This is a genomic window from Chloroflexota bacterium, from assembly GCA_040902225.1.
Lineage (GTDB): Bacteria > Chloroflexota > Limnocylindria > QHBO01 > QHBO01 > CF-167.
The window spans coordinates 288,271-312,979 of record JBBDXT010000004.1; the positions used below are offsets into that span (position 1 = coordinate 288,271).

The 24,709-nt window shown below is 69.1% G+C and carries 24 protein-coding genes; 19 read left to right on the forward strand and 5 right to left on the reverse strand.

Going from position 1 to position 24,709, the window contains the following annotated elements; all coding sequences use genetic code 11:
• Positions 1-5: 5 nt before the first annotated feature.
• From WEB29_03685 to sodX, 4 genes are all read left to right on the forward strand, one after another.
• Positions 6-1,082 (forward strand): beta-ketoacyl-ACP synthase III, encoded by a 1,077-nt coding sequence (locus WEB29_03685; GenBank protein ID MEX2136050.1) that lies wholly within the window; start codon positions 6-8, stop codon positions 1,080-1,082.
• Positions 1,082-1,837, forward strand: a complete 756-nt coding sequence (fabG, locus tag WEB29_03690) for a 3-oxoacyl-[acyl-carrier-protein] reductase (protein MEX2136051.1) — start codon at positions 1,082-1,084, stop codon at positions 1,835-1,837. Before WEB29_03685 ends, fabG begins: the two co-directional genes overlap by 1 nt.
• A gap of 93 nt (positions 1,838-1,930) precedes the next feature.
• A complete protein-coding gene (sodN, locus tag WEB29_03695; protein ID MEX2136052.1) occupies positions 1,931-2,362 on the forward strand; it encodes a superoxide dismutase, Ni in 432 nt (143 codons plus the stop codon).
• Between the two features lie 4 nt (positions 2,363-2,366).
• Positions 2,367-2,780, forward strand: a complete 414-nt coding sequence (gene sodX / locus WEB29_03700; GenBank protein MEX2136053.1) for a nickel-type superoxide dismutase maturation protease — start codon at positions 2,367-2,369, stop codon at positions 2,778-2,780.
• Between the two features lie 4 nt (positions 2,781-2,784).
• Here sodX and WEB29_03705 read toward each other — a convergent pair whose 3' ends face one another.
• Complete coding sequence (locus WEB29_03705) at positions 2,785-3,165, reverse strand: hypothetical protein (GenBank protein MEX2136054.1); 381 nt, start codon at positions 3,163-3,165, stop codon at positions 2,785-2,787.
• Between the two features lie 66 nt (positions 3,166-3,231).
• On the opposite strand from WEB29_03705, the gene deoC reads away from it, so the two are divergent.
• The 6 genes from deoC to WEB29_03735 all read left to right on the forward strand — a co-directional run bounded on the left by deoC (position 3,232) and on the right by WEB29_03735 (position 8,381).
• Positions 3,232-4,194, forward strand: a complete 963-nt coding sequence (gene deoC / locus WEB29_03710; protein ID MEX2136055.1) for a deoxyribose-phosphate aldolase — start codon at positions 3,232-3,234, stop codon at positions 4,192-4,194.
• A 75-nt stretch (positions 4,195-4,269) separates the two neighbouring features.
• The gene (locus tag WEB29_03715) at positions 4,270-4,743 is read left to right on the forward strand and encodes a sigma-70 family RNA polymerase sigma factor (GenBank protein ID MEX2136056.1); all 474 of its coding nucleotides are present in this window, start codon (positions 4,270-4,272) and stop codon (positions 4,741-4,743) included.
• Positions 4,740-5,351: a methylated-DNA--[protein]-cysteine S-methyltransferase gene (locus tag WEB29_03720; protein ID MEX2136057.1), complete on the forward strand. Its 612-nt coding sequence runs from the start codon at positions 4,740-4,742 to the stop codon at positions 5,349-5,351. The genes WEB29_03715 and WEB29_03720 overlap by 4 nt, the downstream gene beginning before the upstream one ends.
• A 68-nt stretch (positions 5,352-5,419) precedes the next feature.
• Entirely contained in the window at positions 5,420-6,883 is a 1,464-nt protein-coding gene (locus WEB29_03725) for an aldehyde dehydrogenase family protein (GenBank protein ID MEX2136058.1), read from the forward strand.
• A complete protein-coding gene (locus WEB29_03730) occupies positions 6,880-7,392 on the forward strand; it encodes a cupin domain-containing protein (protein MEX2136059.1) in 513 nt (170 codons plus the stop codon). The genes WEB29_03725 and WEB29_03730 overlap by 4 nt, the downstream gene beginning before the upstream one ends.
• An 86-nt stretch (positions 7,393-7,478) precedes the next feature.
• Entirely contained in the window at positions 7,479-8,381 is a 903-nt protein-coding gene (locus WEB29_03735) for an aldehyde dehydrogenase family protein (GenBank protein ID MEX2136060.1), read from the forward strand.
• Here the strand turns inward: WEB29_03735 and WEB29_03740 are convergent.
• The 3 genes from WEB29_03740 to WEB29_03750 all read right to left on the reverse strand — a co-directional run bounded on the left by WEB29_03740 (position 8,378) and on the right by WEB29_03750 (position 11,853).
• Positions 8,378-9,694, reverse strand: a complete 1,317-nt coding sequence (locus WEB29_03740; protein MEX2136061.1) for an Nramp family divalent metal transporter — start codon at positions 9,692-9,694, stop codon at positions 8,378-8,380. The two genes, WEB29_03735 and WEB29_03740, sit on opposite strands and share 4 nt — an antisense overlap.
• A 5-nt stretch (positions 9,695-9,699) precedes the next feature.
• A complete protein-coding gene (locus WEB29_03745) occupies positions 9,700-10,968 on the reverse strand; it encodes a CBS domain-containing protein (protein MEX2136062.1) in 1,269 nt (422 codons plus the stop codon).
• 240 nt (positions 10,969-11,208) lie between these two features.
• Positions 11,209-11,853, reverse strand: a complete 645-nt coding sequence (locus WEB29_03750) for a CGNR zinc finger domain-containing protein (protein ID MEX2136063.1) — start codon at positions 11,851-11,853, stop codon at positions 11,209-11,211.
• A 131-nt stretch (positions 11,854-11,984) separates the two neighbouring features.
• On the opposite strand from WEB29_03750, the gene WEB29_03755 reads away from it, so the two are divergent.
• The 5 genes from WEB29_03755 to WEB29_03775 all read left to right on the forward strand — a co-directional run bounded on the left by WEB29_03755 (position 11,985) and on the right by WEB29_03775 (position 18,640).
• Entirely contained in the window at positions 11,985-12,146 is a 162-nt protein-coding gene (locus tag WEB29_03755) for a hypothetical protein (GenBank protein ID MEX2136064.1), read from the forward strand.
• Between the two features lie 72 nt (positions 12,147-12,218).
• Positions 12,219-13,970: a DNA polymerase/3'-5' exonuclease PolX gene (gene polX, locus WEB29_03760; protein MEX2136065.1), complete on the forward strand. Its 1,752-nt coding sequence runs from the start codon at positions 12,219-12,221 to the stop codon at positions 13,968-13,970.
• Entirely contained in the window at positions 13,967-14,743 is a 777-nt protein-coding gene (locus WEB29_03765; GenBank protein ID MEX2136066.1) for a hypothetical protein, read from the forward strand. Before polX ends, WEB29_03765 begins: the two co-directional genes overlap by 4 nt.
• 235 nt (positions 14,744-14,978) lie before the next feature.
• Positions 14,979-15,809, forward strand: a complete 831-nt coding sequence (locus WEB29_03770) for a tetratricopeptide repeat protein (GenBank protein ID MEX2136067.1) — start codon at positions 14,979-14,981, stop codon at positions 15,807-15,809.
• Between the two features lie 8 nt (positions 15,810-15,817).
• A complete protein-coding gene (locus WEB29_03775) occupies positions 15,818-18,640 on the forward strand; it encodes a hypothetical protein (GenBank protein ID MEX2136068.1) in 2,823 nt (940 codons plus the stop codon).
• A 76-nt stretch (positions 18,641-18,716) separates the two neighbouring features.
• Here the strand turns inward: WEB29_03775 and WEB29_03780 are convergent, their stop codons facing one another.
• The gene (locus tag WEB29_03780; GenBank protein ID MEX2136069.1) at positions 18,717-19,052 is read right to left on the reverse strand and encodes a metal-sensitive transcriptional regulator; all 336 of its coding nucleotides are present in this window, start codon (positions 19,050-19,052) and stop codon (positions 18,717-18,719) included.
• 90 nt (positions 19,053-19,142) lie between these two features.
• On the opposite strand from WEB29_03780, the gene WEB29_03785 reads away from it, so the two are divergent.
• Genes WEB29_03785 through WEB29_03800 form a run of 4 tightly spaced genes read left to right on the forward strand, consistent with a single transcriptional unit; the run spans position 19,143 to position 24,704 of the window.
• A complete protein-coding gene (locus tag WEB29_03785) occupies positions 19,143-19,871 on the forward strand; it encodes a PIG-L deacetylase family protein (protein MEX2136070.1) in 729 nt (242 codons plus the stop codon).
• Positions 19,871-21,766: an ABC transporter ATP-binding protein gene (locus tag WEB29_03790; protein ID MEX2136071.1), complete on the forward strand. Its 1,896-nt coding sequence runs from the start codon at positions 19,871-19,873 to the stop codon at positions 21,764-21,766. Before WEB29_03785 ends, WEB29_03790 begins: the two co-directional genes overlap by 1 nt.
• On the forward strand, positions 21,763-23,796 hold the full coding sequence (locus tag WEB29_03795; GenBank protein ID MEX2136072.1) for a thioredoxin domain-containing protein: 2,034 nt from the start codon (positions 21,763-21,765) through the stop codon (positions 23,794-23,796). The genes WEB29_03790 and WEB29_03795 overlap by 4 nt, the downstream gene beginning before the upstream one ends.
• Positions 23,797-23,807: 11 nt before the next feature.
• Complete coding sequence (locus WEB29_03800; GenBank protein ID MEX2136073.1) at positions 23,808-24,704, forward strand: LCP family protein; 897 nt, start codon at positions 23,808-23,810, stop codon at positions 24,702-24,704.
• The last annotated feature ends 5 nt before the right edge of the window (positions 24,705-24,709 follow it).

Consider the following 24,709-nt stretch of genomic DNA (forward strand, 5'->3'; position numbering starts at 1 on the left):
GACCGATGGCGCCGAACGCCGTGATCACCGGGTGGGGGATGTATGCGCCATCGCGCGTGATGACCAATGACGACCTGGCAAAGATGGTCGACACGTCCGACGAGTGGATCGTGTCGCGGACCGGGATCCGCGAGCGACGAATCGCGGCGGACGACGAGAACACCACCATCCTCAGCGTCCACGCCGCGCGGGATGCGCTGGCGGTGGCAGGCGTGGACCCAACCGAGGTCGACCTGGTCATCGTGGCCACCTGCTCGCCCGACTATCCGCTGCCGGCGACCTCGGTGACGGTCGCGACCGCCCTGGGCGCCACCCGCGCGGCGGGGTTCGATCTGCAGGCGGCCTGCTCCGGCTTCCTGTACGGGCTCGCCACCGGCGGCAGCTTCATCCAGAGCGGCATGTACCGCAACGTCCTGGTCATCGGCGTCGAGGTCCTGAGCCGATTCCTGAACTGGAAGGACCGCAACACGTGCGTGCTGTTCGGCGACGGGGCGGGGGCGGTGCTGCTCGAGGCGTCCGAGCAGCCCGGCGGGCTCATCGGCTTCAACCTGTACAGCGACGGCACCGGCTACGAGGGGATCATCGTGCCGGCCGGCGGTTCCGTCTGTCCCGCCTCGCCGCAGACCAGCGCCGAGGGCAAGCACTTCATCCAGATGGCCGGGCGCGAGGTCTACAAGTACGCCACCCGCCAGCTGGCCGACTCGGCGGTCGCCGCCCTGCGCGACGCCGGCATCAGCGTCGGCGAGGTTGACCAGTTCGTCTTCCACCAGGCCAACCTGCGCATCATCGAGAAGGTGCAGCGCCAGCTCGCGATTCCGGACGAGAAACTCTACATCAATATCGAGAAGTACGGGAACACGAGCGCGGCATCGGTGCCGATGGCGCTGGTCGAGGCGATCGCCGCGGGTCGCGTCAAGCAGGGAGACAAGATCCTGATGGTTGCCTTCGGCGCCGGCTATACGGCGGGCGCGGCGGTGGTCGAGTGGACCGCCGATCCCGCGCGCGCGTTCCTGGCACCGGGCGAGCAGACGCGCCTCGGCATGCCGCGCATCGCCGAGCCCGAGCTCGCGGTCGCAGGCTGATGTTCGATCTGACCGACAAGGTGGCGCTGGTCACCGGTGGGAGCCGCGGCCTTGGCCGCGCCATTGCCCTGGCCCTGGCGCAGCAGGGAGCCGACGTGGGGGTCAACTACCGCGGCAATGCCGAGGCGGCGGCCGAGGTGGTCGCCCAGATCCGCTCCATCGGCCGGGCCGCGATCGCGATCCAGGGCGACACCAGCGCGGGCCGCGAGGCATGCGAGGCGATCGTCAAGGCGGCCATCGACGAGTTCGGCAAGGTCGACATCCTGGTGAACAACGCGGGGATCACGCGTGACAACCTGCTGATGCGAATGGACGCCGACGAGTGGGAGTCGGTCATCAATACCAACCTGTCGGGTCCCTTCTGGATGACGCGCGCCATCGCCAGGCCGATGCTCAAGGCCCGCTCGGGTCGGATCATCAACATGAGCAGCGTGGCCGGCCGAATGGGAAACGTCGGTCAGGCCAACTACGCCAGCGCCAAGGCGGGTCTGATCGGCCTCACCAAGTCGGTCGCGCGCGAGCTGGCCAGTCGCGGGATCACGTGCAACGCCATCGCGCCCGGCCTGATCCAGACGGAGCTGACGGCCGACATCTCGGAGGCGGCCCGCGACTTCGTCATCAACAGCACCCCGCTGGGGTACATCGGCTCCGTCGACGACGTGGCCGCGGCGGCGGTCTACTTCGCCTCGGATGAGTCGCGGTACGTCACCGGACAGGTGCTGGGCGTCGATGGCGGGATGATGATGGGCAGCTGATCGGCGGTCGCAGCCGGCAGGCCCGTGAATGACCGGGACAGATCGGCTGACTACACTTCTCCTTCCACCCAAGACTGCTAGCTGAGGAGCCCGATGCTGACCATCCGTTCCCTCCTGCACCCCTCCCGCATCGTCGATGCCCACTGCGACATCCCGTGCGGCATCTACGACCCCGAACAGGCCCGGATCGAGGCCGAATCCTGTCTGCGCATCATCGAGAAGCACGACGCCAGCGAAGACAAGCTCTTCCGCGCGCGCTGCATCCACGTCAAGGAGGAGCGCGCCGAGCTCGTGAAGCATCACCTCGACGTGCTGTGGCACGACTACTTCAAGCCGGAGCACCTGGAGAAGTACCCGGACCTGCACGACACCTTCTGGAAGGCGACCAAGCAGGCCAGCAAGGTCAAGCAGTCGCTCGACGCGGCCGCGGCCAAGGATCTGCTGGCGATGATCGATACCATCGACGAGATGTGGAAGGCGACTGGAGGGGCCGAGAAGACGCGCGTCAGCGGTCGTCCCTCCTAGGCCGATGGCTCGCGGGCAGAGGCTGAGCGTGCCGCTCTTCCTGGCGCTCGGCATGGCGGCTGGGATCACGCTTGGCCGCCGATGGCTCGACGTCGTCGAAGTGCGCGGCGGTTCGATGGCCCCATCCCTGCTCGCCGGCGATCGCCTGCTGGTGGAGTCCCGTTCCTACCAGGGGCGCCCGCCGCGCCGCGGCGAAGTCGTGCTGGCTGCCGATCCCCGCGAGCCGGAGCGCGAGCTCATCAAGCGCGTCGCCTCGATTGACGATGCCGCGTCGTCAGCAGAGCTGCGTGGTGACGCTCCCGAGGCCAGCACCGACTCTCGCGAGTTCGGGGCGATCCCCCTGTCGGCGATCCGCTGGCGTGCTGTCTTCCGCTACTGGCCCCCGCAGCGGGCGGGCCGGCTGGCGCCCGGTCAGTAGTCGCTCAGACCGCCCCGCACAGCTCGCCTACGGCGTTCACGCACCCCTCCAGATTGGCGGGGAGCAGCTCGACGCGCTCGCCGGCCTCGGCCTGGATCAGCCACTCGGTTCCGGGCACCGGTCGAACGGCGATGCGCGCCGCCGGCGCGCGCTCGCTCACGAAGGCGACCACGGGACCCAGCCCGGCATCGCCGTACTCCTGCCGGATCGCTCCCGCATCGACGAGCACGATGTCGGGGCGCCGCAGCGCCACCGCCTGGTGCAGCCGGGCGGCATCGTTGTAGAAGAAGGCGAGTGCACGGCTCAGCCGTCCCTCGACCGCATCGGCCAGATCGCGGTCACGAGTGAGGCAGTACACCAGGACCTCGTGCGACGGGTCGGTCATGCCCGCGAAGACTACACCGGGCCGCCGATGGGCCTGGATTGGGCCCAGCGGTACAATTCCGGGCCCATGGCCACCACCACCCCGGCTAGGCGACGTGCGGACCGCGACCTGAGCGCGCCTCGCCATCAGGCGCTCGGCAGCCTGCTGGGCCGCGTCTGGGCCGTCGACCAGGTCGGTGTCGATGAGCGCGCCGCGTCCCTCGCCAAGCGCAGCATCAAGCGCGAGTCGAAGCTGTGGGGGCTCGACCTGGCGATTCGGATGGTCGACCTGACCACCCTGGAGGGGAAGGACACCCCCGGCAAGATCCGCGCACTGGCCGGCAAGGCTCGCCGGCCCGATCCGACTGATCCGAGCATCCCCAGCGTCGCTGCCCTGTGCGTCTACCCGAGCATGATCGCCACTGCCAAGGCGGCCCTGGCAGGGTCCAGCGTCAAGGTCGCCTCCGTCGCCACCTATTTTCCGTCCGGTCAGGCCCCGCTGGCGGTCAAGCTGGAGGACGTTCGCCAGGCGGTCGCGGCCGGCGCCGACGAGATCGACATGGTGATCGATCGTGGCGCGTTCCTGGCTGGCCACTACGCCCAGGTCTTCGACGAGATCGTGGCCGTCAAGCAGGCGGCAGGCGACCATCACCTAAAAGTGATCCTCGAGACCGGGGAGCTCGAGACCTATGACAACGTGAGACGCGCATCGGTGCTGGCGATGGCCGCCGGGGCGGATTTCATCAAGACCTCGACCGGCAAGGTGCAGCCGGCCTCGACCCTGCCGGTGACGTTGGTGATGCTCGAGGCGATCCGTGACTTCTACGCTCAGACGGGACGCGCGGTGGGCATGAAGCCCGCCGGTGGCATCCGGACCGCCAAGGAGGCGATCGCCTACCTGACCGTGCTGTACGAGACGCTCGGACCGGACTGGATGACCCCCGACAGATTCCGGTTTGGCGCCTCGACGCTCCTCAACGACCTGCTGATGCAGGTTCGCAAGGAGCGCACCGGCCGATACTCAGGCGGTGACTATTTCACCCTCGACTGAGCCGATGGTCGAGGTCGCGGCCGCGGCCACGGCCTGAGGCCTCACGAACCGGTGGTCCGCCCCGTTTCATCAATCGTGCGACTGCCCCCGTTTCAGCGGCTGGTCGACGACCACGCCGCAGAGCTGCATCGGTTCCTCGTCGCCAGCGTGGGCGTCGTCGACGCGGAGGACTGCCTGCAGGACACGTTCCTGTCGGCGCTGCGTGCCTATCCGAGGCTGCATCACGCCGACAACCTGCGGGCGTGGCTCTACACGATTGCCCAGCGCAAGGCAACCGACGCGGTGCGTGCGCACCGGCGTCATCGGGCAACCGACCTGGATGGTGTCGCGGAGGACCGCCTGGCGAGTCCGCCGCATCGGTCACCCGACGACGAGCTGTGGATGTCGGTGCGGGGGCTCCCGGCCAAGCAGCGTGCCGCGCTGGTGCACCGCTACGTCTTCGACCTGGCGTATCGCGACGTTGGAGAGCGGATGGGGATCAGCGAGGAAGCGGCTCGACAGAACGTCAGCGCCGGCCTGCGCCGGCTGCGCATGGAGGTGGACCGATGACCGATCTGAAGCAACAGCTGCGCAACGCCCCGCTCGCGGAGCTCGACAGGAAGGGGCTCACGGCGGCACTCGCCCAGCGTGCAGATCAGGCGTCCCTTCTTGACGTGGCCTACGCGGAGATCGACTCGCCGATCGGCGAGTTGATCGTCTTCGTCACGCCTCGTGGCCTGCTGCGGGTCAAGTACGCCGATGAGCCGATCGAGGGTGTGCTCGCCGACGTGGCGGCCCGCGTGTCGCCGCGCATTCTGCATGCCCCACCTCGTACGGACGAGGCGCGCCGGCAGCTCGAGGGCTACTTCGGCCTTCGCCGCCGGACCTTCAACCTCCCGCTCGACTGGTCGCTGGTGCACGGCTTCGCCGCCGGCGTGTTGCGTCAGACGGCGCGCATCCCCTTTGGCGACGTGCGCAGCTATGGCCAGGTCGCCGCCAAGGCGGGCTCGCCCCGTGCCGCCCGGGCGGCTGGCAACGCCCTCGGCTCGAACCCGATCCCGATCGTGGTGCCCTGCCACCGCGTGCTCCACGCCGACGGCGGCCTGGGCGGCTACTCGGGCGGCCTCGACCGCAAGCGTTACCTGCTGGCACTGGAGGGATCGCTCCCAGTGCGATAATCCGCCGCGTGACCCTGACCAAGAAGCCGGAGACCCGTCCCGCCGCGGCCTCCTGGGGCCTTTCCAAGGTGGGAACCCCGTGGGAATACGCCTCCGCCCCGGAGGCGACCGACCACATCGAGATCCGCCGCGAGTACGGCCTCTTCATCGACAACGCCTTCACGCCGAGCCGTCCCAGGGCGACCTTCGAGGTGATCAACCCCGCCACCGAGGAGCCGCTCTCCCGGGTGGCGAAGGCCTCCAGGGCCGATGTCAACCGCGCCGTCACGGCCGCCCGTCGCGCCTATGAGACGGTCTGGTCGCGGCTCCCCGGCAGCGAGCGGGCGAAGTACCTCTACCGCATCGCGCGGATCATGCAGGAGCGGTCGCGCGAGTTCGCCGTGGTCGAGACCATGAACTCCGGCAAGCCGATCAAGGAGAGTCGCGACGTCGACGTCCCGTTGGCGGCGGCCCACTTCTTCTACTACGCCGGCTGGGCCGACAAGCTGGATTACGCATTCCCGGGGCGCACGCCCCGCTCGTTGGGCGTTGCCGCGCAGATCATCCCCTGGAACTTCCCGCTGCTGATGCTGGCCTGGAAGATCGCCCCGGCCCTCGCCGCCGGCAACACCGTGATCCTCAAGCCGGCCTCAACCACGCCGCTGACGGCCTACCTGTTCGCCGATGTGGTGCGCCAGGCAGAGCTGCCGCCGGGGGTCGTGAACATCATCACCGGGCCGGGCGAGATCGGGATGGAGCTGGTCCGCCATCCCGACGTCAACAAGGTCGCCTTCACGGGCTCGACCGCGGTCGGCAAGATGATCGGCCGCGCGGTCGCGGGCAGCCGCAAGAAGCTGACCCTGGAGCTCGGCGGCAAGGCCGCCAACATCGTGTTCGACGATGCGCCGCTCGACCAGGCAATCGAGGGGATCATCAACGGCATCTACTTCAACCAGGGCGAGGTGTGCTGCGCCGGCTCGCGCCTGTTCGTGCAGGAGTCCGTCTACGAGCCGCTCCTCGACAAGCTCAAGGCCCGCCTCTCGACCCTGCGAGTGGGAGACCCGCTCGACAAGAACACCGATGTCGGGGCCATCAATTCGGCCGGCCAGCTGGCCAAGATCGCCGAGCTGGTGCAGTCCGGGATCGAGGAGGGGGCCGAGATCTTCCAGCCCGATTGCGTCCTGCCCGATAAGGGCTTCTTCTTCCGGCCAACCCTCTTCACGGGGGTGAGCCAGAGCCATCGGATCGCGCAGGAGGAGATCTTCGGGCCGGTCCTCTCGGTCCTCACCTTCCGGACGCCGGAGGAGGCGATCGAGAAGGCCAACAACACGCCGTACGGGCTATCGGCCGGGGTCTGGACCGAGAAGGGAAGCCGCATCTTCAAGATGGTGGCGGCCATGAAGGCGGGTGTCGTCTGGGCCAACACATTCAACCGATTCGACCCGACCTCGCCCTTCGGCGGCTACAAGGAGTCTGGCTACGGTCGTGAGGGCGGCATCCACGGCCTGGGGGCCTATCTCGACCTGACAGCCGGAAGCGCGAACGGCCGATGACCTCCGGCGAGCACAGCTCTGGCTACCTCATCGCGCCTGGTGAGGGCGACGCCGTCTGGACGCTCGGCGGCCGGTTCGCGACGCTCATGGCCGGAGAAACCTCCGGCGGCCACGCCGCCCTGATTGAGGCTGTGGTGGGGCGCGCCGGGGAGCCTCCTCTCCACATCCACCATCGCGAGCACGAAGCCTGGTTCGTCCTCGAAGGGCAGCTCAGCTTCCAGGTGGGGGATGCCACGCTCGTGGTCGGCGCCGGCAGCTTCGCGTTCGCGCCGATGGGAATTCCGCACGCGTTCACCGTGGATGTCGAGCCGACCCGGGTCCTGTTGCTGGCAATGCCGGGCGGCTTCGAGCGCTTCGCTCAGGAGCTCGGCGTGCCGGCGACCACTGACGAGCCCCTCGAGCCGCTGGCGGTGCCCGGGCCCGAGGTGCTTGGCCCGGTCGCGGAGCGCTATGGGATCGAGGTCATCGGTCCGCCCTTGCGGATCGCGCGTGGCGAGGAGGGGACGTGAGCCCGCGAGCGCGGGCGACCGCCACCAAGGCGCCCGCGAAGCCGGGCGCCTCGGTCCTGCGGGCCAAGACTGCAGCGCCGCTCGCCATCCGCGATGGGGCAGGGTCCGCCGGCCAGCGACTCGAGGTGCGCAAGACCTACAAGCTGTACATCGGCGGTGCCTTCCCGCGCACCGAATCGGGCCGCGCCTACGAGATCCACGGTGCGAAGGGCGAGCTCCTCGCCAACGCCTGTCGCGGGACGCGCAAGGACATCCGAGACGCGGTTCGCGCCGCACGCACGGCGCTGCCCGACTGGTCGGCCAAAACTGGCTTCAACCGCAGCCAGATCCTGTATCGCATCGCTGAGCTGATGGAGGGTCGCCGCGACCAGTTCGTCAGTGAGGTGATGGCCGCCGAGGGAGTTGGGCGGCAACGCGCTACCCGCCTCACCGATGCCGCGATCGATCGCTGGGTCTGGTACGCCGGCTGGGCCGACAAGTTCAGCCAGGTGAACGGGTCGGTCAACCCGGTCAACGGCAGCTACTTCAACTTCAGCGTACCCGAGCCGAGCGGCGTAGTCGGGGTGATCGCGCCCGAGGGGTCGAGCCTGCTCGGGCTGGTGAGCCGCCTGGCTCCGGTCATCGTCTCCGGCAACTGTGCGGTGGTTCTGGCCTCCGAGTCACGCCCGCTTCCGGCGGTGACGCTCACCGAGGTCTTCGCCACGTCAGACGTGCCAGGTGGCGTGGTCAACCTGATCACCGGGCTGCGTAGGGAGCTGGTGCTGCACCTGGCGGGACACATGGACGTCAACGCTCTTGATGCGTACGGACTCGACCCGGCGCAGGGGGTTGCCGTGGAGGAGCTGGCCACGGAGAACGTGAAGCGCCTCGTGCGGCCGCCAACGAACGGATCGAACGCGGTCGATTGGCTCAGCCCGCGCGCCCAGTCGCCCTACCTGATCGGGGAGTTCACCGAGACGAAGACCGTCTGGCACCCGATCGGCAGCTAGCCCAATCTCAGCCAGCTGGCCAGCGTCGAGCCGAACAGGACGGCGGTGAGCAGGATCACCAGCCCGGTCAGGCCCCAGGCCAGCACGTTCAGCCACCTCGGGTTGGTGTGCTGGCCCATGATCCGCGGGTTGTTCACCAGCCGCAGCATGAAGACCAGGATGATCGGGAGCAGGATCCCGTTGAGGTTCTGGCTGACCAGGATGACGCCGATCAGCGGCAGTCCCGGAATGAGAACGACCACCGCGCCGATCACGATCAGGGCGGTGTAGAGCCCCATGAACGCGGGCGCCTCGCTGAACTTGCGGGAGACGCCCGACTCCCAGCCGAACGACTCGCACACGGCGTAGCTTGTCGTGAGGGGCATGACCGTCGCCGCCAGCACCGATGCCCCGAACAGCCCGAAGGCAAAGAGTGCCTTGGCGAAATCGCCGGCAACCGGGGCCAGGGCGAGCGCCGCCTGGTCCGCGCTCTCGATGGTGATGCCCCGCGGAAAGATGGTCACGGCCGTCACGATCACGATGAAGAGGGCGATGGCATTGGTCCAGATGCCGCCCAGCACGGCGTCCGCCCGCTCGAAGGTGAGCTCCTCGGGGCCTAGCCCCTTGTCCGCGACCGATGACTGCAGGTAGAAGAACATGTACGGCGTGACGGTGGTGCCGACCGCTGCGACCATCAGCAGCAGCGCGTTCGGCGCCAGCGAGACCGATGGCGAGATGAGTGCCCGCCCCACCTCGCCCCAGTCGGGACCCGCCACGAAGGCGCTCACCACGTAGGCGCCGAAGACGACCGCCACGGACAGGAAGACGCGCTCCACGACGCGGTAGCTGGCGAAGACGACCAGCGCCCAGATTCCCGCCGCCACGATCGGCACCGTGGCGTAGCGGGAGATCCCAAAGATCTCCAGCGCAGCGGCTGCTCCAGCGAACTCGGCCACGATGTTCGCGCCGTTGGCGATCAGCAGCACAACCATCGCGAAGAGGGTCCAGCGGATCCCGAAATCGTCGCGGATCAGGTCGCCGAGGCCCTGCCCGGAGACGGCGCCCATGCGCGCCGCCATCTCGAGAACGACCACCAGCAGGATGGTCGTGATCGGGAAGATCCAGAGCAGCGAGAGGCCCGTCTCCGCCCCGAGGACGCTGTAGGTGGCGATCCCACCCGCGTCGTTGCCGGCCAGACCGGCAACCAATCCGGGTCCCATCACGCCGAGGAAGGCCAGCACCCCGGACCGATGGACGCGGAAGTTCGGCAGGCGCTCGCGGAGGGAGCGCTGTGCGCGCCGCATGGGGCGGGGGAGTGCCAGGCGCCGGGTCACGTCGCCTACCGATCCTCGGCCGGCTCGTAGATCTCCGGGAGGCGCTTGCGCCAACCCTCGCCCAGCGCGCGCTCGAGGGCGTCGTCGACGGTCACGATCCCCTGCATGCGGCCCTCTCCGTCGACCACCGGCAGCGCCAGCAGGTTATAGCGCGCGATAGCGGCTCCCACCTCTTCCGCATCGAGGTCGACGCCCACGCTGATCGGTTCGGGCCGCATGAACTCGCGCACCGCCGTCTCCGGCGCCGCGACGATCAAGCCACGCAGCGTGATGGTGCCGACCAGCATCCCCTCGGCATCGGTCACGTACAGGTAATAGACGTGGTCGGCATCCGGATGCAGCTCACGCAGCCGCTCGATGACCTGCTCGGCGGTCATCTCGGGCGTAACGGTGATGAAGTCGGTGGTCATCAGGCCGCCGGCGGTCTCCTCGCCGTAGGCGAGCAGCTCGCGGACATCGGATGCCTCCTCCGGCTCCATCAGGCCGAGCAGCTGCTCCTGGCGCTCTTCCGAGAGGTCGGCGACCAGGTCGGCGGCCTCGTCCGGCCCCATCTCCTCCAGGATGTCGGCTGCCTTCTCCGGGGGGAGCGCCTCGAGCAGGTCGACCTGGTCGTCCGCTGCCAGCTCCTCGAGGACGTCGGCGGCTCGTTCGTCGTCCAGCGCGGCGAGGATCCCGGCCCGATCGCGCGGCGCCAGCTGCTCGACGATGTGGGCCACGTCCGCCGGGTGAAGCGTGCCGAGCGCCTCGTGTGGAACGCGCAGCTTCAGGCTCGAGACGCTCGATTCCACCGGGTCGACGTCCTCCCACTCGATGTAGTTCTCCGGCTCGAGGTGCAGCGCCCGCGCCAGCCGCTCGCCAGGGCCGGAGAGCCCGAGCCGACGGAGGATGCCCGCCAGCCCCACGTCAACCGCCACCAGGCGCAGCCGCGCCTCGACCGGTGCGAGCTGGATGTCATTGACGCGAACGATCTTGCGATCCTCGACGTCGACGATCTGCTTGTCGAGCAGGTCGAGCCAGAGGCGAATCTCATTCGGGCGCTGGCGAAAGCTGGCCATGTCGATGCGCGTGGTGCGCAGGCGCGCCCCTTCGGCGTCGATCTCCTCGACATCGGTCCAGGGCAGAAAGATGTCGCGACCGCCGGTGACCCGAACCACCAGCCCCGTGACCGGCGGGTACTGTTCGCCGAGAGCCACGATCAGATCGCGCAGCTTGCCGAGGGACTCGCCGTTCCGGTCGCGAACCGGACGGCCGACCAGCCGGCTGAGGAAGAGCATGAGACGACCACCTCGCTCTGGCGTCGGATGGGACGTGACGCGCGCGAGCGGCGAGGTCGACGCTAGGCGGTCACCCTCGCCCCGGCCATCGGCCTCGGGCGCGCGCAGATTCGGCTATCGGAACCGGCATCCACCTTGGATCGTGCTACGCCTCGCTGCGTTCTCCGCGGCACGACAGCTGGCCGAAGCCGCTGTCGCGTCCTCCTGATTCTAGACCGCGCTCGGTGCCCGCGGAACCCCTCAGGAAACGCTGGCCGGTGTTTCATTGAGCTGATCCCGAGCGCGAGCACGATGTCGCGCAACCTTTGCCTGGTTACCGCACGTGCGCATGTCACACCACCGTCGCCTCCCGGTTCGGGAGCGATCGATGAAAAGGTACCGGCAGCCGGCGTTGGCGCAGACCCGCAGGCGCGACGGCGCGTCATCGGCCAGGAACTGGGCAAGTGAGCTGGCGATGGTGGCGCGCGCCTGGTCGAGCCGGTCGCCGACCTGGGCGAAGGTGTAGCGAGTGCCATCCGGATCGCGCTCGACCTGGTGGTAATGGAGCCCGTGGCGAAGGATGTGGTTGAGGTCGCGCAGCTGCTCGCTCGTCGGGTGGCCGGTCTCGGTCACCTGCGCGGCGATGAGGTGCAGGACCTCGCGCAGATGGTGGAACCGCTCGATTCGCCGCGCGGTCTCCTCGGGGTCGCGCCGAAGATGCGCGGCTTCGACGGCCATCCCCCGGCCGCTGATGAGGCGGCGCTCTCGCAGCCACGTCAGCAGCGAGCTCATGTCGGGCACGGCGTCGACGGGCTCGCCCCGCTCGTATTCGAGCGTGTTGCCGAAGGAAATGAAGAGCTCCTCGGCCTGGTCGGGCTCGTTGGGGGCAGTACCATCAAGTGCCATGTAACCATTGTACAGCGCTTGACAAGTTACCTCGATCCGCGTACAGTAACCGCTGTAACCGTTCATACGGCATAAATAAGTTACAGCAGATCTCGAGCACCACTCGCGATACCCAACCCAGGAGGTTTCAAATGAGCCGAGGAACATATCTCGGACTGCTCGCAAATCTGCGACAGAATGAGATTCTCTACGAGGCACGCCGCCGCACGCACTCCACGGAGCCGATCCGCGAGCGCGACGGCCGCGGCCTTGGCGCCTCGTTGCTGCGCGTCCTGCGCATCACCAAGCGCTAACCCGCCCCAAACAGAGCGGTCCAGCCCCTCGCCCGGGACTGGGCCGCTTTTCCGTGCCCCTAGAATGGCCCGATGCCTCGGCCCCGCGCGATCTCACGCACTGACCCCACCCTCATCAGCAACGCGGACATGGCGCGGGTATTCAACGAGATCGCCGACATGCTGGAGATCTCGGGCGAGCTGGTCTACAAGGCGGTCGCGTATCGACGTGTCGCAGATGCGGTTGAGCGCTGGCCCGATGACGTCGCTCATCTCTTCCAGGCCGATGATCCCCCCAAGATCCCAGGAGCCGGCCCGGCACTGAGCACCAAGCTGGCGGAGCTGGCAACCACCGGACAGCTGGCGTATTACGACCGCATGCGTGCCCAGGTTCCCAGCGGGCTGCTGGAGATCCTGAAGATCCCCGGGGTCGGGCCGCGAACCGTGAAGCAACTCCACGACGAGCTGGGGATCGATTCCGTCGAGGCGCTGCGGGCTGCCGCGGAGGCGGGGACGCTTCGCAGCCTGAAAGGGCTCTCGGCCCGGACCGAGGAGAACATCCTCGCCGCCATGGCCCGCCTGGCCTCGCGGGGTACCCGCCTGCTCCTGCACGACGCCGATGCGCTGATGTCCGGCCTGGTCGATCAGCTGCGGGAGGTCCGCGGCGTGCGCGCCATCGAGCCGGCGGGATCGCTGCGGCGCCGAAAGGCGACGATCGGGGATCTCGACTTGCTTGCTGCGACCGATGATCCCGCACGCCTGATCCGTGCCCTCGACAGCCTGACGACCGTGGAACACGTGCTCAGCGCGGGCACGGACAAGTCGAGCATCGTGCTGGCCGAGGGGCCGCAGGTCGACCTGATGGTCTGTCCGCCGGCCGCCTGGGGCAGCCACCTGGTCCACTTCACCGGCAGCAAGGAGCACAACGTCGCCCTGCGTGGCATGGCGCTCGAGCGCGGCCTGTCGCTCTCCGAGAAGGGCTTCAAGGTCGTCGAGAGCGGTGAGCTGCAACCGATTGCCACCGAGGAAGAGGTCTACGAGCGGCTCGGCCTGCTGTTGATCCCGCCCGAGCTGCGCGAGGACAGCGGCGAGATCCAGGCCGCGCTGGCCGACCGCCTGCCCGACCTCGTCAACATGACCGATCTACGCGGCGACACCCACGTGCACTCGGACTGGACCGATGGGGTCGATTCGATCGAGGTGATGGCTCGCGCGGCGCGCGACCTCGGCCGCGCCTGGATCGTCCTGACCGATCACTCACCGTCGCTCGGCATCACGCGTGGCCTGACCGTCGAGCGAGTGACCGAGCAGCGCGAGGAGATCAGCCGGCTGAATGGCGAGCTTGCGCCGTTCCGTATCCTGCACGGCACCGAGATGGAGATCCGTGCCGATGCGACCCTCGACTATCCCGATGACCTGCTGGCCCGGTTTGACGTCGTGGTGGCAAGCGTGCACACCGCCCGCGGGCAGTCGACCGAGCAGCTCACCCGTCGCACGCTGGCGGCGATCGACAACCCGAACGTCGACGTCATTGCACATCCCACCGGGCGAATCGTGAATCGCCGCGACCCGATCGCCCTCGATTGGCCGCGCGTCTTCGAGGCCGCGGCCCGCACCGGCACGGCGCTGGAGCTGAACGGCAGCCCCCGCCTTGATCTCGACGACGCCCTGGCTCGCGCGGCCGGCCAGGCGGGCGTGCGACTCACCCTGGCCAGCGATGCGCATCGCACCGAGGAGCTCGACCAGCTCCGCTACGCGGTCTCGGTCGCGCGACGCGCGTGGCTGACGCCCGCGCAGGTGGTCGGTACCCGCACCGCCGACGAGCTGCTGGAGCTGGTGGGATGACCGCCACCGACGCGCGCCGCGAGGGGCTGTGGATCATCGGGCGCCGCATCGAGCGCCCCGAAACGATCGTGCTGGCCGCGGTGATGGCCGGCCTGGTTGTCTACGGCTGGTTCGCGCCGGCCTTCTGGCTGGCCGTGGCGATCGCCGGTCAGCTGGCGATCGGCGGGATGGGTGCGGTGTGGGTCATCGGCCCGGTCCGTTCCCGGTTCGGCTTCGCGAGATATGCGACCTTCCCGGTGGCAGGCGTGGCCCTCACCCTCCTTGGCCAGATGCTGAGCCCGACCGCGCAGCTGCTGGGTGCCCCGGTGGTCGCACTGCTCCTGTTCGGCGTGCTGTGGTACGAGCTGCGGCTGCCTGAGGGCCGATCACCGCGGCTGAGCATCGACCTCACCCTGGTGGGGATCGTCTTCGCTGCGGCCGCAGGAATCGCGGCCAGCTTTCCGGCCGCGTCCTGGCCGCCGGCCGTGCTGCTGGTGGTGATTGCGGCCGCGGTGCCCGCGCTGCGCGCGGCCGAGCTGCGCGGGCGGTACGGGGTGGAGGCGGTCGGCCAGGCCGCACTGCACCTGCTGGCAATTGCCCAGCTCGGCGCCAGCCTGGCGCTGCTGCACCTCCCCGGCGTGGTCGGCTCAGCGGTCCTCGCGCTGGGCTTTCACGCGTGGGCAGGCGCGGCCGAAGCGCTGGGCAACGGCGCGCGCACGAGGGCGGTGGCACTCGAGTTCGGCAGCCTCGCGCTGCTCGGGCTGCTGGTCGCGCTCCTCCTGAAGCCGGCATGACCGAGGCGACGCCAACCGGCGGCTCTCCTGACCTGTGTCTGCGGTGTGACGGGCCGATCCAGTCGATGGGGATCGAGGACTTCCGGGTTGAGCTGCGCGTCCCGCGTCCCCAGCCTCGGCGCGCGTTGACACCCCTCTCGGGCTCTGCTACAACAAGGCGCCCTTCGGCCTGGTGGCCCCGCCGCACGGGCAATTTCCGCACCATTGACCGCCTCAAATTGAGCTTGGGGAGACGATGACGCTCGACGAGACGGAGACCATCAACCGCCAGCGCAGGCATCTCACCGATGTCGCCATCGGGCAGGCGACGCGCGGGGAATGGGAGGGGGCGGTCTCCAGCAACCAGCAGATCCTTGAGCTGGGTGGCGACACCGACGCGTACAACCGGCTGGGAAAGGCGCTCGCCGAGCTGGGGCGTCACGCGGAGGCGCTGGACGCATACCAGGGAGCCCTGGCGCGCGATGCCACCAACCGCATCGCCGAGCGGAACGTGGGCCGGCTGCGGGTCATCGCCGGCGGCGGCGACGCGTCGGCGGTGGGGGATGGAAAGCAGGAGAAGGCATTGGCCTCGCACTTCATCGAGGAGATGGGGAAGACCGGCCACGCTCGCCTCATCAACCTGATCCCAGCCAAGCAGCTCGCCTCACTCTCGGCCGGCGACGCGGTCGAGCTGGCGCTGGAGGGGGCCCTGCTGGTTGCGCGCGTCGGCGAGGTGGAGGTGGGCCAGGTCGAGCCTCGCATCGGCGCACGGCTCGCCAAGCTCATGAAGGCCGGCAACCGCTACGAGGCAGCCATCACCACCGTCGATCGTGACGAGGTGCGGGTGATCATCCACGAGGCGTTCGCCGATCCGGCCAACTTCGGCAAGGTCAGCTTTCCCGGTAGCGCGACCGGACGGCCGGGTGACGTCCGACCGTACATCAAGGGCACGGCGCTCCGCTACGATGACGAGGAGGAGTCCGAGGAGGTGGAGGAGGAGACGGAGGAGGTCGAGGAGCTCGACACCAGCCTTCCGGAATTCTCCGCCGAACCCGACGTCGAGGAAGAGCTGCTCGAAGAACCGTAGGAGCCCGATTGAGCGAGGCCGAACGGAAGCGACTGGATCACGTCGTTCTTCCACGCCGTCTCCCCGGACTCGCACTTCTGGAGCGCTACTTCCCCTCGCCGGCCGACAATCAGCTCGACGCCGAGCTGACGGCATTTGGCCGGGCGGGCGACACGGTCCTCGATCCATGGGCCGGCACGGGCTGGACCGCTCGCCGCGCGATCGCCCACGGCATGCGGGTCGTTGCGGCCGATCCCTCGCCATTCGCGCAGCTGGCGGGCCAGGCGTTCCTGCTGGCCCCGGAGCCGAGCGCTCTTGATGCGGCCTTCGCCCAGCTCTCTGCCTCGCGGCGCGTGGACGTGCCACTGCGCCAGCATCTGGAAGAGCTCTACGCCACCCGCTGCTCGACCTGTCGTCGGCCCGTGGTCGGGGAGCAGTTCATCTGGCCTCGCGATGGTGACGCACCGGGCCGCAAGATCTATCACTGCCCGAACTGCGACGTCTCCATCGGCGGTCCCCAGGAGCGGGTCGCTCCGATCGACGACGCCGACCTTGCCAAGCTCGGGATCGACCGGGCGGTGGAGCCGGAGCCGGTGCTGCCGGTCGGCCATCCTGCAGCCGACCTCGAGGATGACCTCCCGCCCGCCCCTGTTGGGCTGACCGCGGAGCCCGACCCGGAGGACGACCCGGCAGCGCCGATCGGCGAGGTCGGCGGACCCCCGTCGCTGGCCCCCGCGACACCTGATCCACCCACCGGGTCGCTTCGTGCCGGACGCCCGCACTACGCCTCGACCGTCCACCCCGACCCCGCCGCGCCACCGGCCACTGACGTCCGGCAGAGCCTTCACTATCAGCAGCTGCGCGACCGGTTCCCGGTCCTGGATGGGCGTACCGAGCTGGTCGATGAGCTGCTCGACCTGTACACCCCCCGCAACCTGTATGCGCTCCAGACGATTGCCAACAAGATCGACGCTGAATTCCGGGAGCCGTCGCTGGCCGCGGTCTTCCGGCTGGCACTGGCGGCCTGCCTCCTGCCCGGCAGCCGCCTGAACGGGTACCCCGGCCGAGTCGCCTCGCTCCGCATCAGCGGTGGACACGTGCGCCAGCCGGCGTCCCGTCACCAGCGCGAGGTGAACGTGTGGCGCCTCTTCGAGGCGGCGGTGCACGACGTGCGGACGGCGATCATCGCCCTCGGCCGGGATCGTCGTCCCGCCCGCTTCGCCGCGGACCTGGACGAGCTGGGAGGGGTCGGTGCGGCCAACGTGCTCTGGATCCGATGCCGGCCCGCCGTGGTTGGGCAGTACTTGCCGCCGGATGGCGTCGACCTGGTCCTCGGCTCGCCGCCGCCCGCGGGGAGCGTGGACGAGATGAGCTTCGAGTACCTCGCCACGGCCTGGCTGCTCGGGCGCGAGGCGGCGGAGACGCTCCGGCTGGAGCCGCTGTTTGGAGCGGCGCACGGAGAGGGAGAGCCAGCCGAGGCAACCGCCATGCGGCACGCCATGGCGTCGGCCGCCGGGGCCCTCAAGCCGGGTGGCTGGTGCAACCTGCTGATCGAGGGCGGGGAGCTCGATCGGGTGCTGGCAGCCGCCGTGGCGGGGGCGGCCGCCGACCTCGAGCTGGTCGACGTGGTTCATCGAGAATCGGTTCGCTCCGGCGATGCGATGGCGCTGCATTTTCGAAAGACGTCCGCCGAGGATCACCTGCGCCGGGTCATCGAGGCGACCCCGCTCCAGCTGGGAGCCGAGGACGGGCACCTCACGTACCCGGAGCTCGCGGCCGCGATCGACCGTGCGGTGACCGCACTGCTCAGGCGTCGCGGCGAGCCGGCGGGCCTGATGCGTGTCGGCGCGGCGGTCATCGTGGAGCTGCAGGGCTCGGGCCTGCTGGCGCGCCTCGCAGCCTCCCGCGGCCCGGCGCAGGAGGTCGCCGATGGCGACGCGAAGGATGTGCCGCCCGAGGAGCGACCCGAGCGCGGGCCGAACCTGCTCGCCACCCTGCTGCGCGAGGAGCTGGCGCGCGACGATCACCCATCGCTGGTCCGCATCGGCGATCTCGACCGCCCCCTGTGGTGGCTTCGCCTGCCGGAGCTGGACGAGGCGCCGCTGGCGGATCGGGTCGAGTGGGCCACCTTCTCCATCCTGACCACGGCGGGGCGCCTCGATGAGCATGCCTTCCTGGAACGGATCTTCGTCCTCTTCCCCGGGCTGGACGCGCCGGACGAGGAGCTGGTGCGGGCCTGCCTGGCGGCCTACGCCTCGGTTGGCGAGAAGGGGTTGCTGCGCACCGAGGAGGATCTCGCGGCGCGGCAGGAGGACCACGCCCGGATCATCGGCACGCTGGTCGACTACGGCCATCGCCTCGGCCTTCGTGCGTGGGTCGGTCGCCGTGAGCACGACCGCCCGTATGCCGGCGCAACCCTCCTCGAACGCCTGCGCGAGGATGAACGGCGCGCGTACCTGCCGCTCATCGTGCGCGCCGCGGCGGAGATGCTGGCGGCGCTCGACGCGATCTGGTACGTGCGCGGCAGGATGGCGTTCATGTTCGACGTCGAGTGGACCGCCATGATCGGAGACCCGATCCTGCGCCGTGGATGCCAGATCGAGCCGACCGACCACCAGGCGCGCTTCTGCGTCTTCCCTGCCGAGCGGACCGAGCTGCTCCGACTCAAGCTGGACCGATCGCCGTGGCTGAGAGCGGAGGTCGCTCGTCAGAACTGGCATTTCCTCAAGTGGCAGCACCTCGAGGGACTCGCCGCTCGCGATGGCGCGAGCCTCGACTGGCTGGAGCCGGTGCTCGGGCTCGACCCGCTGATCGAGCGTGGCGGGGAGCAGCTCACGATGTTCGGGGAGTAGTCGGGCGATCCCTCCGCCTGCGCGGTAGACTCGCCATTGGGAGTGTCGTGGTTCCCCCCCGCGGCACTCCCACTCTTCAGGCCCGCGGCCCCTTCGGGCGTGCTGATCGCCTGCCCAGGGCGCGCCGCACCACCGTCATCACCTCGTCCACGTATGGCTCGCCCTGACCGGTCTTGATGGCATGGGTCAGGCAGCCGTCGATGTGATCCTCGAGGAGCAGGAGCGCCACGGAGTCGGCGGCCGCCGTCATGGCCTCGACCTGCTGGAGGATGTCCAGGCAGTACGCCTCGTCCTCCACCAGCCGAGCGATGCCCCGGACCTGGCCCTCGATCCGCCGCAGCCGGTTCAGCAACTCCCCGCGGTCCTTGGTATAGGCGTGACGGAAATGGTCGTGGCCGGTCTCGCTGGTCATACTCGGGGGTAGTATGCGGACACGCGGCTGGGGCGGTCAATCGGTCGCGCGGGGCCGGGGCGCCGGTTCGCGCTACGATGCTTCGCAGCAATGCCCGATTCTGAACGCGACGAGCTGATCAAACCGCTCGACCGAGCCCTGGTGATCTTCAGCCACCCCGATGATGCCGAGTTCAGCGCAGCGGCGACCATCGCGCACCTGACGGCCTCCGGGACGCGCGTCGACTACGTTGTGACGACTGATGGCGGCAAGGGGACCGAAGACCCGACGGTGACATCGGCGCAGCTGACCGCCACCCGCGAGGCCGAGCAGCGAGCCGCCGCGGATCGGCTTGGCGTCTCTGAGATCGTTCACCTCGGCTACCCGGATGGATACCTAACGCCCAGCCTCGACCTGCGACGCGAAATCGTGCGGCAGATCCGGCGCTTCCGCCCTGAGCTGGTCATCGCCCAGAACCCGGTGCGGCGACAGGACGGGAACCCGTTCATCGGCCATCCGGACCATCTCGCCACCGGGGAGGCGACGCTGGCCGCGGTCTATCCCGCCGCGCGCGACCGTCTCAACTTCCCGGAGCTCATCGGTGAGGGCCTGGAGCCGTGGAAGGTGCGCCAGGTGCTGGTCTCCGGCGTGGAGCAGCCGAACCTTTTCGTCGACGTCTCCCAGACCTTCGAGGTCGGCCTGGCGGCGCTCCTCTGCCACGCGAGCCAGATTCCCGATCCGGCCGCGACCGAGGCGCGCGTCCGGGTGCGAGCCACGGAGCTTGGGGCGCCGGTTGGCCTGCCGCTCGCCAATGCCTTCCTCTCGATCGTGATCGACTGATGATGCGCGGCGGGCACTGGGGCGGCGGTGGCGAGCCGGACCTCCGCGCGCGGCCGGGGAGCGCCCCCGCCACCTTCCGCCAGATCGTCGGCTTCTTCCGGCCATACCGGTTGCGCCTGGCGTGGATCGCCGGCCTGATCGTGGTCACAGTCAGCATCGGCGTGATCAACCCGATCCTGCTGAAGCTGATCATCGACAACCTGACCGGGCCGCAGGACCTGGGGCTCCTCTACCTGCAGGCCGGACTCATGATCGTGCTGCCGATCGGCACCAGCCTGCTGGGCGTCTGGCAGTCGTACCTGTCGAACGTGGTCGGGCAGCGGGTGATGGACGACCTGCGGCTGGCCCTGTACACGCACCTCCAATGGATGCCGCTCCGCTTCTTCACCGAGACACGGACCGGCGAGATCCAGAGCCGCATCGGCAACGATGTCAATGGGGTGCAGTCGGTGGTGACCGATACGGCCGCCTCGCTGCTGGCCAACTTCGCGACCGTCGCCACCACCGTGATCGCGATGCTGATCCTCGACTGGCGGCTGACGATCCTCAGCCTCGGCATGCTGCCGGTCTTCGCGTACATCACCTACCGCGTCGGCAAGGTGCGGCGCGTGGTCAGCGGCCTCACCCAGAAGTCGCTGGCCGAGGTGAGCGCCATCACCCAGGAGTCGCTCTCGGTCTCGGGGATCCTTCTCTCGAAGACGTTCGGGCAGCAGCAGGCCAGCATCGAGAAGTTCGGCCGTGAGTCCCGACGCCTGGGCGACCTGCAGATCCGCCAGCAGATGATCGGGCGCTGGTTCTTCGCCATGATCGGCACCTTCTTCTCGATCGCGCCCGCGTTCGTCTACCTGCTGGCCGGCTCGCTCATCATCGGCGGCGACACGAACGTCAGCATCGGCACCATCGTCGCCTTCACGACACTCCAGAGCCGCCTCTTCTTCCCGCTCGGCCAGCTGCTCAACGTGCAGGTCGAGATCCAGGGCGCCCTCGCCCTCTTCGACCGGATCTTCGAGTACCTCGAGATGGAGCCCGAGATCCGCGACGCGCCAGATGCGGTCACCCTCGACCCCGCCACGCTCCGCGGCGATGTCAGATTTCGCAAGGTCAGGTTCCGCTACCCGTCGCCACCTGCCGCGGTGGCGGTCGCCGCCGAGGTCGAGCAGGCCGAGGCGGAGGGCCGCGCGGTGCCGATCCCCGTTCGCCCGTTTGGCCTGGACGAGATCGACTTCGAGGCGATGCCCGGCCAGCTGGTCGCCCTGGTCGGACCCTCCGGAGCGGGGAAGACGACGACCACCTACCTGATCCCGCGCCTGTACGATGTCAGCGAGGGTGCCGTCGAGATCGACGGCATCGACGTGCGCCAGGTCCGGCTCGAGTCGCTGGGGCGCGAGATCGGGGTGGTGACGCAGGAGACGTACCTCTTCCACGCATCGGTCCTGGACAACCTGCGCTACGCCAAGCCGGACGCGACCATGGAGGCGATCGAGGCGGCCTCGCGCGCGGCGGCGATGCACGACCGCGTCATGGAGCTGCCCGACGGTTATGACACCATTGTCGGGGAGCGCGGCTACAAGCTCTCGGGGGGCGAGAAGCAGCGCGTGGCGATCGCCCGCGTCCTCCTCAAGGATCCGCGCATCCTCCTCCTCGACGAGGCGACCAGCGCGCTCGACACGGTCAGCGAACGGCTGATCCAGGGGGCGCTGGCCGGCCTGATGGAGGGGCGCACCACCATCGCCATCGCGCACCGACTCTCGACCATCCTGCGAGCCGACCTGATCCTCGTCTTCGACCGCGGGCGGATCGTTGAACGCGGGACGCACGGCGAGCTGGTGCGCCACGAGGGCCTGTACGCGCGTCTCTACGCCGAGCAGTTCGCCAGCGAGCGGCCCCCCGCATGACCAACCGACTTGCCAAGGAGACGAGCCCGTACCTCCTCCAGCACGCGACGAACCCGGTCGACTGGTATCCGTGGGGCCCCGAGGCACTCGAACGCGCTCGCGCCGAAGACAAGCCGATCTTCCTGTCGATCGGCTATTCGGCCTGTCACTGGTGCCACGTCATGGCGCACGAGTCATTCGAGGATGAGGTCGTCGCCGCGCAGCTGAACCGGGATTTCGTGGCGATCAAGGTCGATCGCGAGGAGCGCCCGGACCTCGACGACGTCTACATGGCCGCAGTCCAGACTCTGACCGGCAGCGGCGGATGGCCGATGAGCGTGTTCCTGACGCCGGCGCTCGAGCCGTTCTTTGGCGGCACCTATTTCCCGCCCGAGGACCGACACGGGATGGCGGGCTTCCCGCGCGTGCTCGGAGCGATCTCCGAGGCATACCGTGATCGCCGCGACGAGGTCGTCGAGCAGGGGCGGCAGCTGGCTGTGCACCTGCGTGAGCAGCTCGAAGTGCAGCCGGGCAGGAACGAGGTCGAGCGCAAGCAGCTCGACGTCGCTGCAGCCCGCCTGGCGGAGTCGTTCGACCCGCAGCACGGCGGCTTTGGCGGCGCGCCGAAGTTCCCGGCGCCCATGACGCTCGAATTCCTGCTGCGGGCATGGCGACGCGGCAGGGACGCAGATGTCCTGCAGATGGTCACGTTCACGCTCGACCGCATGGCGGACGGCGGGATCCACGACCAGGTCGCGGGTGGCTTCGCTCGCTACAGCACCGATGCCCGCTGGCTGGTGCCACACTTCGAGAAGATGCTCTACGACAACGCGCAATTGGCGCACGCCTACCTGGAGGCGTTCCGCGCCACCGGCCAGCAGCGCTACGCAGAGGTCGCGCGCCGGACCCTGGAGTTCATGATTCGTGAGCTGGCGACCGAGGACGGTGGCTTCGCGTCGGCGCTCGATGCCGACAGCGAGGGCGAGGAGGGCCGCTTCTACACCTGGGACCTCGACCAATTCGTCGAGATCCTGCGCGCAGCGGGGCTGGACGCTGAGGAGGCACAGGCTGCCGCCGAGTATTGGGGGGTCGTGCCGGGCGGCAACTGGGAGGGCCGCTCGATCCTGCATGTCGCCGGGGCCGCGGCTCCCACACGAGAGGTGCTCGACCGCGCCCGGGGCGCGCTCCTCGTAGCGCGAGGGCAGCGGATCCGGCCGGGCCGCGATGACAAGCAGCTGGCCGCCTGGAACGGGATGGCGCTGCGAGCGCTCGCGGTTGGGTCCCTGGTACTCGGCGACGATCGCTTCGCCGACGCGACCCGCGCATGCGTGCGCTTCATCCGCGCTCACCTGCTGCGTGACGAGGGACGACTCTGGCGCACGGCTCGCGGCGGGACGGCGCATACGCCGGCCTTCTGCGAGGACTATGCGCACGTCGCCGACGGGCTCCTGGCCGCTCACGCGGCGCTGGGGGAGGTGGCGGACCTCGAGCTGGCTGCCGCGCTGATGGATCGTGCCGTCGTCGATTTCTGGGACGAGGCCAGCGGCACCTTCTTCGACACGAGCGATGAGCACGACCGGATCGTCGCCCGGCCACGATCGCTGGCCGACGGGGCGACGCCGGCCGCCAATTCGGTCGCCGCGGACGTCCTCCTGCGGCTTGCGCTGCACACCGGCGAGCCGGATCACGATCGCCGTGCCCGCAGCATCCTGCGTGCTGCGAGTGTCGCGTTGGAACGGCACCCCGCCCAGTTCGGAAGGCTGCTTGCCGCGGCGGACCGTTCCCTTGGCGAGCCGATCGACGCCGTCATCGCCGGCGACCTCGATGACCCGCTCGCGGTCGTGCTGCGACGAGCGGCCGCCGGGCCATACCAGCCGGACCTGGTCATCGCGCCACTCCCCCCCAACGACTCCGTGGCGGTCTGGCCCCTCTTCGAGGGAAAGACGGCACGCGACGGCCTGGCAACCGCCTATGTGTGTCGTGGCTATGCCTGTGACGAGCCGACCATGGACCCTGAACGCGTGCTGGCGCAGGTGGCGGGCCTGCCATGAGGCTGCGGATGATGCCTGCGGCGCTCCTCCTGGCCGGATGTGCGTCGGCGTCCCCGAGCCTCTCGCCGAGCGCCGAGCCGACCCCGAGCCCGAGCCCCACGCCGGTGGCGAGCCCCACTCCCATCCCCCTCGACCAAGCGATGCTCGCCCGACGCTTCACGGTACTGGTGGTGGGGTCGGACTCGAACCGCACCCGGCGAGAACGAGGGGAGGACGTGAACACCGACGCGCTGATGGTTGTCAGCGTCAGTGCCGACAAGTCGCGCATCGCGATGCTGTCGCTGCCGCGCGACACGGTTGACATCCCGATGCCCGACGGCTCGATCTACCACGGCAAGGTGAATGAGATCGCGCAGCGGTTCGGGATCGAGACCCTGCGTGGCGCCATGGCGACTCTCCTGGGTGTGCCGATCGACCGATATGTCCAGATCGACATGGACGGCTTCGCATCGATGGTCGACGCGGTCGGCGGGGTCGACGTCGAGGTCAAGACGCGCCTCTCCGATTCCAAGGTGGATCTGTTCCTCGAGCCAGGACCGGCTCACCTCGACGGGCCCCAGGCGCTCAGCTTCAGCCGGACGCGGGTCGATTCGGACTATGGCCGCGCCGGGCGCCAGCAGCAGGTGATCGTCGCGCTGGCTCGCAAGTGGCTCGACGCAGGGCTGGGAGAGCTCATGGTTACCGCGGAGCTGCTCGGCTCCCTCGAGACCGACATGGTCCTGGACGAGCTGCCGACCGTGCTCGAAATCGGTCGTCGCTCGACCTCGGCCGAGGTGAGCGGCATCGTCCTCGAGCCGCCGCGGTTCTCACTGTTCGTGGGGTTCGAGCCGAACAGCACGCGCGGATGGGTGATGATCCCGAACGTGCCCGAGATCCAGGCCTACGCCAGGTCGGTCCTCTCCGACTGACCCAA